This is a genomic window from Nisaea sp., assembly GCF_040217065.1.
GTDB lineage: Bacteria > Pseudomonadota > Alphaproteobacteria > Thalassobaculales > Thalassobaculaceae > Nisaea.
Map to the genome: position 1 here is coordinate 70,625 of NZ_JAVJNX010000001.1, position 13,597 is coordinate 84,221.

General features: G+C 60.7%; 13 protein-coding genes and 1 tRNA gene. 9 read left to right on the forward strand and 5 right to left on the reverse strand.

Going from position 1 to position 13,597, the window contains the following annotated elements; translation table 11 throughout:
• Positions 1–193 precede the first annotated feature (193 nt).
• The 4 genes from RH950_RS00365 to RH950_RS00380 all read right to left on the reverse strand — a co-directional run bounded on the left by RH950_RS00365 (position 194) and on the right by RH950_RS00380 (position 1,947).
• Positions 194–592 carry a RidA family protein gene (locus RH950_RS00365; protein ID WP_350052547.1) on the reverse strand — a complete coding sequence of 133 codons (399 nt, stop codon included), beginning with the start codon at positions 590–592 and terminating at the stop codon, positions 194–196.
• A 12-nt stretch (positions 593–604) separates the two neighbouring features.
• A complete protein-coding gene (locus RH950_RS00370) occupies positions 605–832 on the reverse strand; it encodes a DUF1289 domain-containing protein (protein WP_350052549.1) in 228 nt (75 codons plus the stop codon).
• A 111-nt stretch (positions 833–943) separates the two neighbouring features.
• Entirely contained in the window at positions 944–1,513 is a 570-nt protein-coding gene (locus tag RH950_RS00375; RefSeq protein ID WP_350052551.1) for a DJ-1/PfpI family protein, read from the reverse strand.
• A 360-nt stretch (positions 1,514–1,873) separates the two neighbouring features.
• Positions 1,874–1,947, reverse strand: a tRNA-Gly gene (locus RH950_RS00380).
• Between the two features lie 166 nt (positions 1,948–2,113).
• Between RH950_RS00380 and RH950_RS00385 the strand changes: the two genes are divergently transcribed.
• The 7 genes from RH950_RS00385 to RH950_RS00415 all read left to right on the forward strand — a co-directional run bounded on the left by RH950_RS00385 (position 2,114) and on the right by RH950_RS00415 (position 10,403).
• Positions 2,114–3,493 (forward strand): calcium-binding protein, encoded by a 1,380-nt coding sequence (locus RH950_RS00385; RefSeq protein ID WP_350052553.1) that lies wholly within the window; start codon positions 2,114–2,116, stop codon positions 3,491–3,493.
• A gap of 209 nt (positions 3,494–3,702) precedes the next feature.
• Positions 3,703–4,095, forward strand: coding sequence for a Co2+/Mg2+ efflux facilitator ApaG/CorD (gene apaG, locus RH950_RS00390; RefSeq protein WP_350052555.1), 393 nt, complete (start codon positions 3,703–3,705; stop codon positions 4,093–4,095).
• An 88-nt stretch (positions 4,096–4,183) separates the two neighbouring features.
• Entirely contained in the window at positions 4,184–4,828 is a 645-nt protein-coding gene (folE, locus tag RH950_RS00395) for a GTP cyclohydrolase I FolE (RefSeq protein WP_350052557.1), read from the forward strand.
• Positions 4,829–4,962: 134 nt separating this feature from the next.
• On the forward strand, positions 4,963–6,414 hold the full coding sequence (locus tag RH950_RS00400) for a TrkH family potassium uptake protein (RefSeq protein WP_350052559.1): 1,452 nt from the start codon (positions 4,963–4,965) through the stop codon (positions 6,412–6,414).
• 25 nt (positions 6,415–6,439) lie between these two features.
• Positions 6,440–7,609, forward strand: coding sequence for an acetylornithine deacetylase (gene argE, locus RH950_RS00405; protein WP_350052561.1), 1,170 nt, complete (start codon positions 6,440–6,442; stop codon positions 7,607–7,609).
• Positions 7,610–7,731: 122 nt separating this feature from the next.
• On the forward strand, positions 7,732–9,480 hold the full coding sequence (locus RH950_RS00410; protein WP_350052563.1) for an IlvD/Edd family dehydratase: 1,749 nt from the start codon (positions 7,732–7,734) through the stop codon (positions 9,478–9,480).
• Between the two features lie 194 nt (positions 9,481–9,674).
• Complete coding sequence (locus RH950_RS00415) at positions 9,675–10,403, forward strand: sensor histidine kinase (protein WP_350052565.1); 729 nt, start codon at positions 9,675–9,677, stop codon at positions 10,401–10,403.
• A 19-nt stretch (positions 10,404–10,422) separates the two neighbouring features.
• Here the strand turns inward: RH950_RS00415 and otnK are convergent, their stop codons facing one another.
• Positions 10,423–11,691: a 3-oxo-tetronate kinase gene (gene otnK / locus RH950_RS00420; protein ID WP_350052567.1), complete on the reverse strand. Its 1,269-nt coding sequence runs from the start codon at positions 11,689–11,691 to the stop codon at positions 10,423–10,425.
• Between the two features lie 131 nt (positions 11,692–11,822).
• Here otnK and otnI point away from each other — a divergent pair, with 131 nt between their 5' ends.
• Both otnI and denD read left to right on the forward strand, forming a co-directional pair.
• Entirely contained in the window at positions 11,823–12,602 is a 780-nt protein-coding gene (otnI, locus tag RH950_RS00425) for a 2-oxo-tetronate isomerase (protein WP_350052569.1), read from the forward strand.
• A complete protein-coding gene (gene denD / locus RH950_RS00430; RefSeq protein ID WP_350052571.1) occupies positions 12,599–13,591 on the forward strand; it encodes a D-erythronate dehydrogenase in 993 nt (330 codons plus the stop codon). The genes otnI and denD overlap by 4 nt, the downstream gene beginning before the upstream one ends.
• The last annotated feature ends 6 nt before the right edge of the window (positions 13,592–13,597 follow it).

The window sequence follows — 13,597 nt, forward strand, 5'->3', positions numbered from 1 at the left end:
CTCCGCACAATGCGGATGTAAGCGCGGGGTTCTGAGGCTTTTCGGCCCCGGTAGCAAGTTATTTCTTAACCGCCGCGCGAAAAAGTTCGACCGGCAGGGTTCCACATCATCGCAGCGCCCAACCGGTCGTGTCTTTCTCAACTCAAAATGCGCAATATGTGCGCCTTTGTCAAGTAAAATATCAGACGTTTCCTCAGCGCGGCCGCAGGGCGATGCAATCGATTTCGACGAGTGCCTTCCGGGCCAGACCGGTGACCCCGATGCAGGTCCGCGCCGGCCGCGTCTCAGCCCCGAAATAGCCGGCATAAACCGCGTTCATCACGTCGTAATCGCGCTCGAACTCCGTCAGGAACACCCGGGCCGAAACCACATGGCTGAAATCGAGCCCGAGCCCCTGCAGGACCAGGCGCAAATTCTCCATGGTCCGGCGGGTCTGCGCCTCCACGCCATCCGGCAAAGGCCGGGCGTCATCTTCTGGATCGGTCGCCAGCTGGCCCGTGATCAGGCACCAGCCGTCGATTTCAACGGCATGACTGTACGGCGCCACCGGCGCCGGCGCCTGATTGAACAAATGAAATACTGGTCCTGCCATAGCTGCCCCCAATCACGCGGTACCGGTTTCCGCACCCCTGCGTCGCCTGTTTCTGCGCCGCGGTCTGGGAGCAGCGGTCCCCCGGCGGTCGTGCAGTTCGGAAACGATCTGAAGCCTGCGCTCCCGATCATACCGGGACCAGCCGGAAATCTCCTCGATGGTGCGCCAGCAGCCGAGACAATAACCGCTTGTGCGGTCGATCTGGCAGACGGCGACACAGGGAGAGGGAATTTCAGACATGACGAACCTCAGCCGGACGCAATTTCAGAGCAGAACAATCATTGCAGATAAGAAAACGGCGTGGACAAGAAATCCACGCCGTCTGCGTCAGTTTTTGCTTCGGAAGCGGCGTTATGCGGCTTCGGTCGCGGCGCTTTCGAAAGCGGTGATCAGTGCGGAAAGGCTCTGCACCATTTCAGCAATGCCTCCGACACCGTTGGCGGTAACCAGATTGCCTTCGGTCACGGATGCGACGTCTTCCCAGCTCGCGCCGGCGGCTTCGAGAGCCTCACGGGCATCGGCAGAAGATGTAACAGTCCGGCCCTTGGCGTCCTCGATTGTGATCATCAGGGACGTGGCATCGCCGATCAGGGCGACCGGCATGCCGGCGCGCATGAATGCTTTCAGAACGCGCTGGGCATGGGGATCTTCAGCCAGCTTTTCGACGCCGCGGACACCGCCCGGGACAATCAGGGCGGCGTAATCGACAGCCAGCGTGTCGGCCAAGTCCGCGTCAACCGGGAAGAAATGGCCCCAGGAGCCGTCGTACCAGCCATTGACGAGGCCGGTGGCGCGGGAAACGGCCTTGACCGTCGCGCCGGCGGCAAGCAGCTGCTTCTGCGGTTCGACGAACTCAATTTCGTCGAAACCGTTAGCGACCATAATTGCAATATTTTTTCCGATGAGCGGCTTGTCCTGCATGTAGTTCTCCTTTTTTGCGTCTCGTCGGTGGTGCGGCGGGACCAAAACGATCCTGGAGAAGAGGTTCCCGGGGAATGCCGAACAAATCGGATCCCAAAAGATCTAGGCCTCTTCAAAACGCCGAATGTGGGCTGGATCCCTCAACGCCCGGACGATGCCGGGAGCGGGATCAAAAAAAACTGGAACCGACGAGCGTTAGCTCGCAGGGTGGGAGATAGCGAATGTCGAGAAGAAATTCAAGCCAAGAGATGCGCATGGCAGCGTTGCGCCAACAGTTCCGGCATCGGCCAGGCTCGGATCCGGCTCATTATGCCAATTCGAGGCTCGTCTGATTGAGCTCAAAATTTGCAGACATTCAGGTGGAGCGGGTGAAGGGAATCGAACCCTCGTATTCAGCTTGGGAAGCTGATGTTCTACCATTGAACTACACCCGCAACGCCGCCGAAGATGCGCAATGAGCATCTTGCTTACAAGCGAAATCGTTTGTTAAGTATTTTTCTTTAAGTCGATTTGCATAAGTCGAAAATTAACACTGTCTTGGCCAAAATGTGCCAGGCAATTTGGCACGGTCGAAGAAGTTGACCGCCGCGGAGGTAAGAAATGGTCTCCTCAACCGTTGACGGCATCAGCGCGATCACGGCGCTTTCATCCGATACCGGAACGCTGACCATCACATCGGGGACACTGGTTGCAACCAGTCTGGATTCCGCGAAGGGTTACGCGACCGTCATCGTCAACAGCAATGCTGCTCACGTGGTCTCCTTTCCGCAGAACTATCTGTTTTCATCGAGCGGCACGATCTCGATCACGTTCAGCAGCACGCTCGGCGTGACCGTCTCCGGCGTCAATCTGCTGGGCACCCAGACCAAGATCAGCGCGGCACTTACGGAAGCGGCGGATACCTTCACCGGCGGCCCCGACAACGATACCGTTTCCGGCGGTGGCGGACTTGATATTCTGTATGGTGGCACCGGTCTCGGCCAGGACCTTCTCTATGGCGGAGCATCGGATGACGTTGTCTACGGCAATACCGGCGACGACAGCCTGTACGGAGATTCCGGAACGGATTCACTGTTCGGAGGTCAGGGCAACGATGCACTTTTCGGCGGCGCCGACAATGACACCCTGTTGGGAGGTCAAGGCAACGATACGCTGGTTGGCGGCACCGGTAATGACAGCATCCTCGGCGGGGTCGGAAATGACGCTCTTTCGGGCGATGAAGGTGTGGATTCGCTGTTTGGCAATTCCGGCACTGATTCGCTGTTCGGCGGAAACGGGGACGACTTCATCTACGGCAATACCGGAGCGGACATTCTGGCCGGCGGCCTCGGCAACGATATGCTCGCAGGTGGCCAGGGCGACGACACGATAACCGCCGATTCCGGCAACGACACCGTGCTCGGCGGTCAGGGCAACGACATGGTTTCCGGTGTGGACGGCAACGACCTGATCTATGGTAATCAGGGCAACGATACGCTGTCCGGGGATACGGGCACAGATACCATGCATGGCGGCGCGGGGAACGACCTGCTGGCCGGCGGCGACGATGCTGACCGGCTTGCCGGGAATAACGGTGCCGATCTGATCTACGGCAATGCCGGGACGGATATCATTTACGGAAACCAAGGCAATGACACGTTATATGGCGGTGCGGACGCCGACACCCTGTATGGCGGGGCCGGCGCCGATTTGTTCGATGGCGGACTAGGAGCCGACATCCTGGCCGGGAACGCCGGAAACGATACGATTTCAGGCGGTGGCGGTGCCGATACCATCTCAATGATCGGCAACGGAACCGGGGCCGACATGATCCTTGATTTCAACACCTCCGAAGACCGGATCCTGCTTGCAACCGGCGCCACCTATACCAGTGCGGCGTCTGGGTCCAACACGATCCTGACCTTGAACGACGGCGGCACCGTCACCCTGGTCGGCGTCTCGACCTCGTCAGTCTCGGACGGGCTCTTTCTCTTCGGCTAACATCGCCGGTGACGGCCGCGCGTTCTTTACAGTCCCATATGGTCACGACATGGTGAGAGATTGTGCGGGCGCGGAACCTTGTCCGACGATCGACGGTATCGCAGGGTGCGTCCGATATAGACTCTTCGGCATTTCGCTCCACATATAGCGGTGGACCGGGGAATCCCGCCAATGAAGGACGATGACGGCGCGATTGAGGAGCAGAGCGATTGTACAGTGAGACAACAGGCGCGATCAGGGTTCTTGTTGAACCCCACTATCTTCCGGACCATTCGGATCCGGAAGATCATCGCTTTGTCTGGGCTTACAAGGTCAAGATCGAGAATCATGGCGACGAGGAAGTGCGACTGCGGGCCCGGCACTGGGAAATCACCGATGCCCTCGGACGTCAGCAAAAAGTCGACGGGCCGGGCGTTGTTGGCGAACAACCGGTGATCCGGCCGGGCGAAAGTTTCGAATATACCAGCGGAACGCCGCTCGGGACGCCGTCAGGCTTCATGTGCGGCCATTACGACATGACCGGCCCGGACGGGCAGATTTTCACTGTTTCGGTACCCAGTTTCTCGCTGGATCTGCCGGAAGCGGCCGTACGGCCAAACTGAGCGGGTGCACAAACCGGGCATCCATTGGGAACACTGAGGGCGTAACCCCATCACAATTCATGCGCCCTTGACCGGGAAGGAATTCAGAATGTCGCCTTACGACAACGCACTGCGCGCAGAGGCTGCCGCAAGCCACGATGTCGACGTCAAGATCGTCGGGTCGCGCCCCTCGCGCGAAGCTGCGGAAGCGGCTGTTCGCACCCTGATCGAATGGGCCGGAGACGATCCGGACCGTGAAGGGCTGCTTGAAACGCCCGCACGCGTCGTGCGCTCCTATGAAGAGCTTTTCAAAGGCTACCACAGCGATCCCCGGGTCTATCTGGAGCGCATTTTTGAGGAGACCGAGGATTATCACGAGATGGTCCTGCTGAAGAATATCCGCATGGAATCCCACTGCGAACATCACATGCTGCCGGTCATCGGCCGGGTTTCCATCGCCTACATGCCGAACAACCGCGTGGTCGGCGTCAGCAAGCTGGCCCGGGTCGTCGAAACCTTCTCCAAGCGCCTGCAGATCCAGGAGAAAATGACGGCCCAGATAGCCAACTCGATCCAGGACGTGCTGCAACCCAAGGGGGTTGCCGTCATGATCGAGGCCGAGCATCAATGCATGACCACCCGCGGTGTGTGCAAGGCCGGAGCCAGCATGGTGACCAAGACCATGACCGGCTGCTTCAAGGAAGATGCCGAGCTTCGCAAGGAGTTCTTCGATCTGGTGGCGAAAGCAGGCTGACCGACGCGTCGGCATACTACAGGCACCGGGGGCGCCGCTGCGAGGCCGCGCCCCTTTCCGTTTCCGTACTGGACATCGGGCCTTTGCCAGTCCAATGATCCCCGCTCTGTGCGAAATGGAATTGGAGTGCGGACTTGATCGCCATCGGTCCAGTTCTTCACATTGTCGGCCTCCTCATGTCGATCATGGCCGTGGCCATGCTGTTGCCCGCCGGCGTGGACCTCATCGTTGGCAACTCCGACTGGGAAGTTTTCACCGGCGCGTCCGCACTGTCCCTCTTTATCGGCGTCTCGTTGATGCTGAGCACGCAAAGCCCGTCGGCGACCAACCTGAGCCTGCGTCAGGCCTTCCTGCTGACCACGCTCAGCTGGCTGACAATTGCCACCGTGGCAGCCCTGCCCTTCGCCTTCTCGCAGCTGGACATGACCATAGCCGACGCCTTCTTCGAGAGCATGTCCGGGGTGACCACCACCGGCTCTACCGTCATTGTCGGACTCGATCACGCACCGCCGGGGATCCTCCTCTGGCGGGCTCTGCTGCAATGGCTCGGCGGGATCGGTATCATTGTCATGGCGCTTGCCGTGCTGCCGATGCTGAGCGTCGGCGGTATGCAGCTCTTCCAGACCGAAGCATTCGACACACCCGACAAGGTGGTGCCGCGTGCAGCCCAGCTGGCGGGCGGGATCAGCGGCATCTATCTCGCTTTCACCGCGCTCTGCGCCACCGCGCTCTGGTCGGCCGGCCTGCCCGGTTTCGACGCCATCACCCACGCAATGGCGACCATTGCAACGGGCGGATACTCCACCCGTGACGATTCCATCGGCCATTACGACAGCGCGCTCGTCGACTGGATCGTCTTTGTCGGCATGATCGCCGGCAGCCTGCCCTTCGTCTATTATCTCAAGATGATGCGCGGCTCGCTGAAGCCCCTGTTTCAGGATAGTCAGGTCAAGTGGTTCTTCTCGATCGTCGCCATTGTGGTCACCGTGACCACATTGTGGAACTGGCGGGTGCTCGAGTTCGCGCCGATGGAGGCCCTGCGCTACGCAGCCTTCAACATGGTCTCGGTGATGACGGGGACTGGTTTCGTCACCACCGATTACGGAAACTGGGGCGGTTTCCCGGTAACCATCGTCATCTGTCTGATGTTCGTCGGCGGCTGCGCCGGCTCGACGACCTGCGGCATCAAGATTTTCCGGGTGCAGGTACTCTATGCGACCGCCCAGGTGCAGATCGAGCGCCTGCTCCGTCCGCACGGTGTCTTCATCCCCTACTACAATCGCAAACCGATCCCGGAATCCGTTTCGGAAGCGGTGATGGGGTTCTTCTTCCTCTACATGCTTTGTTTCGCGGTACTCGCAGCGCTGCTGGCCTTTATCGGCCTCGATTTCATGACCGCGGTCTCCGGCGCGGCCACCGCGATCAGCAATGTCGGCCCCGGCCTGGGGCCGATCATCGGCCCCGCCGGAAACTTCGATTCCCTGCCGGCCAGCGCAAAATGGCTCTTGTCATTCGGCATGCTGCTCGGCAGGTTGGAGCTGTTCACCGTCCTGGTGATGCTCTCTCCCTCTTTCTGGCGCCGATGAGCGCTACCCGGAAAGGTATCGCGACATGAGCGAGATGCTCGCCCAATCCATTTCCATGCTCGACCGCCTGGTCGCATTCGACACCACGTCCCGCATCTCCAACCTCGCGCTGATCGACTTCGCGCGGGATTATCTGGAAGGCCACGGCATTCCGACGCGGACGACCTTCAACGAGGACAAGACCAAGGCCAATCTCTGGGCGACCATCGGCCCGGAAGACAAGGGCGGTGTCATCCTCTCCGGCCATGTCGACGTGGTTCCCGTCGACGGCCAGGACTGGAGCAACGAACCATTCCAGATGTGGCAAGCCGAGAAGAAGCTGTTCGGCCGCGGCACCGCGGACATGAAGGGCTTCTGTGCCATCGCCCTTGCCATGGCGCCGGAGATGAAGAAGCGTGGCCTCAAAACGCCGATCCATATCGCCCTTTCCTATGATGAAGAAATCGGCTGCATTGGCGTGCGTGGCCTGATCAAGGACATGGCCGAGAACCTGCCGCTGCCAATCGCCGTTGTGGTCGGCGAGCCGACCGGCATGAAGATCATCGGCGGCAACAAGGGCAGCCGCAGCCTCTCTGTCGTTGTCCGCGGCGTGCCCGGCCATTCCAGCGAGCCGCATCGCGGTGCCAACTCCATCATGTTCGCCGCCCGGATCATCAACCTGCTGGAGCAGATCCAGACAGAATTGCGGGAAAATGCGCATGAGGACAGCCCGTTCGATCCGCCCTACACCACTATTGATCTCGGAGTCATCGAAGGTGGCACAGCACACAACATCATCCCGGAATTCACCAGATTCCGCTGGGGCATGCGGCTGCACCCGGGTGACGACGGCGAAGTTATCGAGCAGCGTGTCCGCGACTATATCGAGAGCGAGCTGAACCCGGCCCTGAAGGCCGTCTCTCCGGAAGCCGGCGTGACCATGGAACTGGTCAATGACGTGCCGCCGCTCGTGCCGGACACGGAATCCGCCGCCGAAGACCTGATTCGCCACCTGACCGGCCTCAACCAGTCCGGCGCGGTCTCGTTCGGCACCGAGGCGGGTTTCTTCCAGCAGGCCGGCGTCCCGGGCGTGATCTTCGGCCCCGGTTATATCCAGCAGGCGCACCAGCCGGACGAGTTCATCGAGATATCCCAGGTCGAGGAATGCGTTGAATTCATGACCAAGCTGACGGACTGGGCCGCTAAAAACGGCTGAACCCGAGCAGCGCCAAGCAGGCACCACCTTGACCCTGTTGCGAACCGGTGAGACGGTTCGCAACAGATGAAAAGAACGTCCGGCGCTGAAACCGGGCGATGGTCAAGGGGGAGACCGGCGCAATGGCCGCAGACAATTCGAACAAGAACGACCCGGACAAAGGCAAACGGCGCTCGTCCGACTGGTACGGAAAAGCCGACAAGGACGGCTGGGCGCACCGGTCCTGGATGAAGAACCGGGGTATTCCAGGCGACATGTTCGACGGACGCCCGGTGATCGGCATCTGCAACACCTGGTCCGAATTCAATCCCTGCAACGCCCATTTCCGCGATATCGCGGAGCGGGTGAAACGGGGTGTCTATGAAGCCGGCGGCATGCCGGTAGAGTTCCCTGTCTTTTCCACGTCCGAAAGCCAGCTCCGGCCAACGGCCATGCTGTACCGCAACCTCGCTTCGATGGATGTCGAGGAAGCGATCCGCGGCCTGCCCATGGACGGCGTCGTGCTGCTGGTCGGCTGCGACAAGACCACGCCGTCGCTGATGATGGGCGCGGCCAGCTGCGATCTGCCGACCATCACCGTCTCCGGCGGCCCGATGCTGAACGGTCATTACCGCGGCGAGCTGGTCGGCAGCGGCACCCATGTCTGGAAATTCTCCGAAATGGTTCGTGCGGGCGAGATGACCCTGCAGGATTTCATGGATGCGGAGCAGGACAATGCCCGTTCCGCCGGTCACTGCATGACCATGGGCACCGCCTCGACCATGGCCTCCATGGTGGAATCCCTCGGCGCCGGTCTGCCCCACAACGCCGCTATTCCGGCCGTGGATTCCAGGCGCAACGTACTGTCACAGATGGCCGGACGGCGCATCGTCGACATGGTGCGTCAGAACATCCGGCTTTCGGACGTGCTGAAGAAGGAGAATTTCGAGAACGCGATCATGGTCAATGGCGCCATCGGCGGCTCGACCAATGCCGTGGTCCATCTTCTGGCCATCGCGGGGCGGATGGGCATCGACATCACGCTGGACGACTGGGACCGGCTGGGACGGGATGTGCCCTGCCTGCTCAACCTGATGCCATCCGGCGAATTCCTGATGGAGGATTTCTTCTATGCCGGCGGCCTGCCCGCCATCATCCGGGAGCTTGAGGGCTTCATCCACAAGGATGCGATGACGGTGAACGGCCGGACGCTCTGGGAGAACAACAAGGATGCGGAATGCTGGAACCGGGAGGTCATCTTCCCCCTGGACAAGCCGTTCAAGCCGAATGGCGGCATCGCCGTCCTGCGCGGCAACCTCGCTCCCGACGGGGCCATCATCAAGCCATCCGCCGCATCACCGGAACTGATGAAGCATCGCGGCCGGGCCGTGGTGTTCGAGACCATCGAGGACTACAAGGAGAAGATCGACGATTCGGAGCTTGATATCGACGAGACCTGCATCATGGTCCTGAAAAACTGCGGCCCCAAGGGATATCCGGGCATGGCCGAGGTCGGGAATATGGGCCTGCCGCCGAAAGTCCTCAAGAAGGGCATCAAGGACATGATCCGGATTTCCGATGCCCGGATGAGCGGGACGGCCTACGGTACGGTGATCCTGCATTCGGCGCCGGAGGCCGCCGCCGGGGGACCGCTCGCCTTCGTGCAGAATGGCGACATGATCGAGGTGGACGTCGATGCCCGGCGCATGCATCTGGACGTCTCGGACGAGGAAATGGAGCGTCGACGCGCTGCCTGGCCCGGGTTCGAATCTCCTTATGACAGGGGCTATTCCAAACTTTACGTTGAGCATGTGGAGCAAGCCGACAAAGGCGCGGACCTGGACTTCCTGGTTGGTCGCAGCGGCACACCGGTCTTGCGCGAGTCCCATTAACGGAATCTTTTGATTTTCGCGCGAAAATTAGCAATCCGTTTCAGCACAAGAATGTGCAAGGATCTGCCAGCAGCAAATTGTAACGCACCACCGTGCAGTGCACATAAACCGAAAGCGAGACCAACGCTCGCTTCGTGGTCTCGTTACCAGAAGTTGATAAAAAACGGCGCGTTATGGGCATGCGAAAGACGCATATGACAGACGGATCTGGCACTTCAGAAAGTGCAGCGGCCAAGCGAGTGCATGTCGGCGACCCTGAAATGGTCGTCGACGTTGCACACGACATGCGAAACGCATTGAGCGCTCTTCGCGCCTATACACACCTGCTGAAGACCGAGAAACACGGACCACACAGCCATCCGCAGTATCAGCGCTATTCCTCGATTGCCCACGATGCCGCCGACGCTCTGGTGCGAATCTGCGACCGCCTGCTGGACGGCGGCGAGTCCGCCCCCGTCACTCCGCTAACAGACCCTCACGCCGTGTCCAAGATTGCCGTCGAGCGATACTCGGCGCTGGCAGAGCAGAAAAACATCTCGCTTTACGTGCAGTTCGAGCGCGGTTTCCCGAAACTACCGATTCCGCAGGACATTCTTGAAGATGTTCTCGGCAATCTGATCACCAATGCAATCAAGTTCACACCATCCGGTGGAACCGTCGCCGTGATCGGAAAATGCGACCCGAGATCCGGCGCCGTCATCATGATTATCCGTGATACTGGAACAGGGATGCAGGCGGACAAGCTGTCGGAAGTCCTCCAGTTCCTGCCGGTGAAGCCGACAGAAGGCTCAGAGGGCGAGCTGGGCACCGGCCGCGGTCTTTCAATTATCAAGAAGCAGCTTGCTCCCTACAATGTGGTCATCGAAATCAGGAGCAATCCGAATTTCGGAACATCCGTCTCCCTCGTCTTCGAGAAACAGTAGGACGCGAACGCCCGCCTCCTTACGGCATGGCTGCCAGCGCTTTGGCGAAAAAGTCCAGCCCGCCGAAATTGCCGGATTTGAGCGCCAGGGCAATGGGCTCATTGCCAATCGTCACCGTCGCCGGCACCCCGGGATCGATCTGCGCCCCGATCCTCAGTCCGGAGACACCCAGCGCGGAGACGACGGCGCCCGAGGTTTCACCGCCGGCGATCACAAGACGCCGTGTTCCCGCCGCGACCAATCCCTTTGCAATTGCCGCCAACGCCTCCTCGATCAATGCCCCCGCCTCAGCGCGGCCCAGCCTGTCCTGGATTTCCCGGACTGTATCGGCCGGCTGGCTGGCATAGACCAGTATCGGCCCTGCCGCGATACGGCTGCGCGCCCAGTCCAGCACCTCGCCAACCACATCTTCACCGTCAGCGAGGCGCAGCGGATCGATGCCGATCGACGGATGCTCTGCCTTGAACCGCTCGATCTGGCCGAGAGTCGCGACGGAACAGCTTCCGGCCAGGACCGCTGCATGACCCGAAATCGCCGGAATCGCATCGGCGCCGCCCATCTCGCCCAACAGGCCCTGCCGCCGGTAGTTCTCGGCAAGCCCGATGGCAATACCGGAGCCACCGGTGATCAGCGTCAGATCAGACAAAGCGTAATCTATTGAAAAAAGGTGCTTATTGAGCACCGCGTCGATGACGGCAATACCACCGCCGGAAGCTTTCAGCGCCTGAATTTCAGCCGAAATTGCCTCTGGTCCATCCTCGATGGTAGCGAATTGAATCAATTTAACTGGTTTTTTAGTTTGTCGTTGCAGAACCGACACAAGATTGCTGTCGGTCATCGGAGTCAGGGGGTGATTCCGCATCGGACTGTCGGACAGAAGCTGATCGCCGACGAACAGATGCCCCTTGAAGATCGTCCGCCCCGTCTCGGGGAAGGCCGGACAGGCAACCGTGAAGTCCGTGCCCAGATCCGCCATCAACGCATCCGTCACCGGGCCGATATTGCCCTCGTCGGTCGAATCGAATGTGGAGCAGTATTTGAAGAAGAACTGCCGGCAGCCTGCATCTCGCAGCCATTGCAGCGCGGCGCGTGACTGGGTGACCGCCTCTGCGACCGGATTGGTGCGCGATTTCAGGGCGACGACGATGGCGTCGGCATCTGGCACCGGTGCATTTTCATCGGGGACACCAATCAGCTGCACCGTCCGCATGCCGCCGCGCACAAGCATGTTCGCGAGGTCGGTGGCTCCGGTGAAATCGTCCGCGATACAGCCGAGAATAGGCGCCATAACCGCATGCCTCCCTTATAGAATCAGTTTCTGGATTGAAGGCAGCAGTCTGCTGTAGGCTGCCCTTCCAATCAAGCGCGGCGCCGCGCTTCAACCGGCAATTTCAAGGACCGGCAAACAAGGGGGTGTTCATGCCAAGACTGGCAGCCAATCTTTCCATGATGTTTCAGGAGCACGCGTTCCTCGACCGTTTCCGGGCAGCGGCCGATGCCGGGTTCAAGGGCGTCGAGTTCCTGTTTCCGTATGACTTCCCGGCCGAAACGATCAAGGCGCGTCTCAAGGAAGCCGGACTCGAACAGACTCTCTTCAATCTGCCACCCGGCGACTGGGAAGCGGGAGAGCGCGGCTTCGCGGCAATTCCCGGACGCGAAGATACCTTCGGTGCGGCACTGGAAAAGGCACTCGACTATGCGGTCACGCTCGACTGCCCGCGCCTGCACGTGATGAGCGGTCTTGTCCCCGACGGCGTCTCCCGCGAGGCCTGTACGGAAACCCTGGTGGCCAATCTGCGCCAGGCGGCGCCGATCGCCGCCGCACGCGGCAAGACCCTGATCATCGAGCCGATCAACAGCATTGATATTCCCGGATACTTCCTGAACTATCAGGCCCAGGCCCGGTCGATCCTTGAGGCCGTCGGCGCGGATAATGTCCGGCTGCAATTCGACCTCTATCATTGCCAGATCATGGAAGGGAATCTCGCGGTCCACCTGCAGGACTATCTCGACCTGATCGAGCATATCCAGATCGCGGGCGTCCCGGGCCGGCACGAGCCCGATATCGGCGAGATCAACTATCGTTACCTGTTCGATCTGATGGACCAGCTTGGCTATGACGGCTGGGTCGGCTGTGAATACAAGCCAAAGGCCGGGACCCTCGACGGGCTCGGATGGAAGAAGGAGTGGTCCCTATGAAGGTCACCATCACCGGGGCCACGGGTTTCATCGGTCAGAAACTGGCCCGCCGTCTGCTCGATTCCAACGCGCTGGTCGCCGCCGACGGCAGCCGACAGAGCATCACCGGGCTGACCCTGCTGGACACTGTCCCTGCCCCTGCCGCCTTGACGGACGATAGCCGCGTCCGCAGCCTCTCGGGCGATATCACCGACAGCGCTCTTCTGGCCGAGGCGATCCCGGGCGACACCGACAGCGTCTTCCATCTCGCCGCCATCGTCAGCGCCGGGGCCGAGGAGGATTTTGAGCTCGGCATGGCTGTCAATCTGGATGCCACGCGGAACATTCTGGAAATCCTGCGGCAGGCCGACGGCGCGCCGAAGATGATCTTCGCCAGTTCCTGCGCCGCGTTCGGCGGGGACATTCCCAATATCGTCGAGGACATGACGGCAACCACGCCGACGACTTCCTACGGCACCCAGAAGGCCATCGGCGAGTTGCTGGTCTCGGACTACAGCCGGCGCGGCTTCGTGGATGGCCGCTCTCTTCGTTTCCCGACCGTCGTGGTCCGTCCGGGCAAGCCGAACAAGGCCGCTTCCACCTTCGCCAGCTCGATCTTCCGGGAGCCGCTTCAGGGGCAACGCGCCGTCTGTCCGGTATCCGGAGACGCCAAGATGTGGCTCGCCTCCCCGCGCAGCATCGTCGAGAATACGCTGCACGCCCACAATCTGGCCGCCAGTGCCTGGGGCGCATCCCGCACGGTCTCGCTCCCGGGCTTCTCCCTCACCGTCGCGGAGATGGCAAAAGCGCTGGAACATGTCGCCGGTCCGGCTGTCGCCTCCCGCATCGACTGGGAGCCAGACCCTTTCATCGAGAAGATTGTGCGGGGCTGGCCCCCCGCCTTCAACACCAAGAAAGCGGCAGCGCTCGGCTTTACCCAGGATGAAGGCATGGAAGCCGTCATCCGGGCCTTCATCGAGGATGAACTGAACGGCAAGATCGCCGCGTAAACCGGC

Coding starts and splice junctions, on each gene's coding strand:
- RH950_RS00375 (WP_350052551.1), bottom strand. CDS start 1,513: ATGCAGGACAAGCCGCTCATCGGAAAAAATATTGCAATTATGGTCGCT.
- RH950_RS00410 (WP_350052563.1), top strand. CDS start 7,732: ATGGCCGCAGACAATTCGAACAAGAACGACCCGGACAAAGGCAAACGG.
- argE (WP_350052561.1), top strand. CDS start 6,440: ATGAGCGAGATGCTCGCCCAATCCATTTCCATGCTCGACCGCCTGGTC.
- RH950_RS00415 (WP_350052565.1), top strand. CDS start 9,675: ATGACAGACGGATCTGGCACTTCAGAAAGTGCAGCGGCCAAGCGAGTG.
- folE (WP_350052557.1), top strand. CDS start 4,184: ATGTCGCCTTACGACAACGCACTGCGCGCAGAGGCTGCCGCAAGCCAC.
- RH950_RS00365 (WP_350052547.1), bottom strand. CDS start 592: ATGGCAGGACCAGTATTTCATTTGTTCAATCAGGCGCCGGCGCCGGTG.
- otnK (WP_350052567.1), bottom strand. CDS start 11,691: ATGGCGCCTATTCTCGGCTGTATCGCGGACGATTTCACCGGAGCCACC.
- denD (WP_350052571.1), top strand. CDS start 12,599: ATGAAGGTCACCATCACCGGGGCCACGGGTTTCATCGGTCAGAAACTG.
- otnI (WP_350052569.1), top strand. CDS start 11,823: ATGCCAAGACTGGCAGCCAATCTTTCCATGATGTTTCAGGAGCACGCG.
- RH950_RS00370 (WP_350052549.1), bottom strand. CDS start 832: ATGTCTGAAATTCCCTCTCCCTGTGTCGCCGTCTGCCAGATCGACCGC.
- RH950_RS00385 (WP_350052553.1), top strand. CDS start 2,114: ATGGTCTCCTCAACCGTTGACGGCATCAGCGCGATCACGGCGCTTTCA.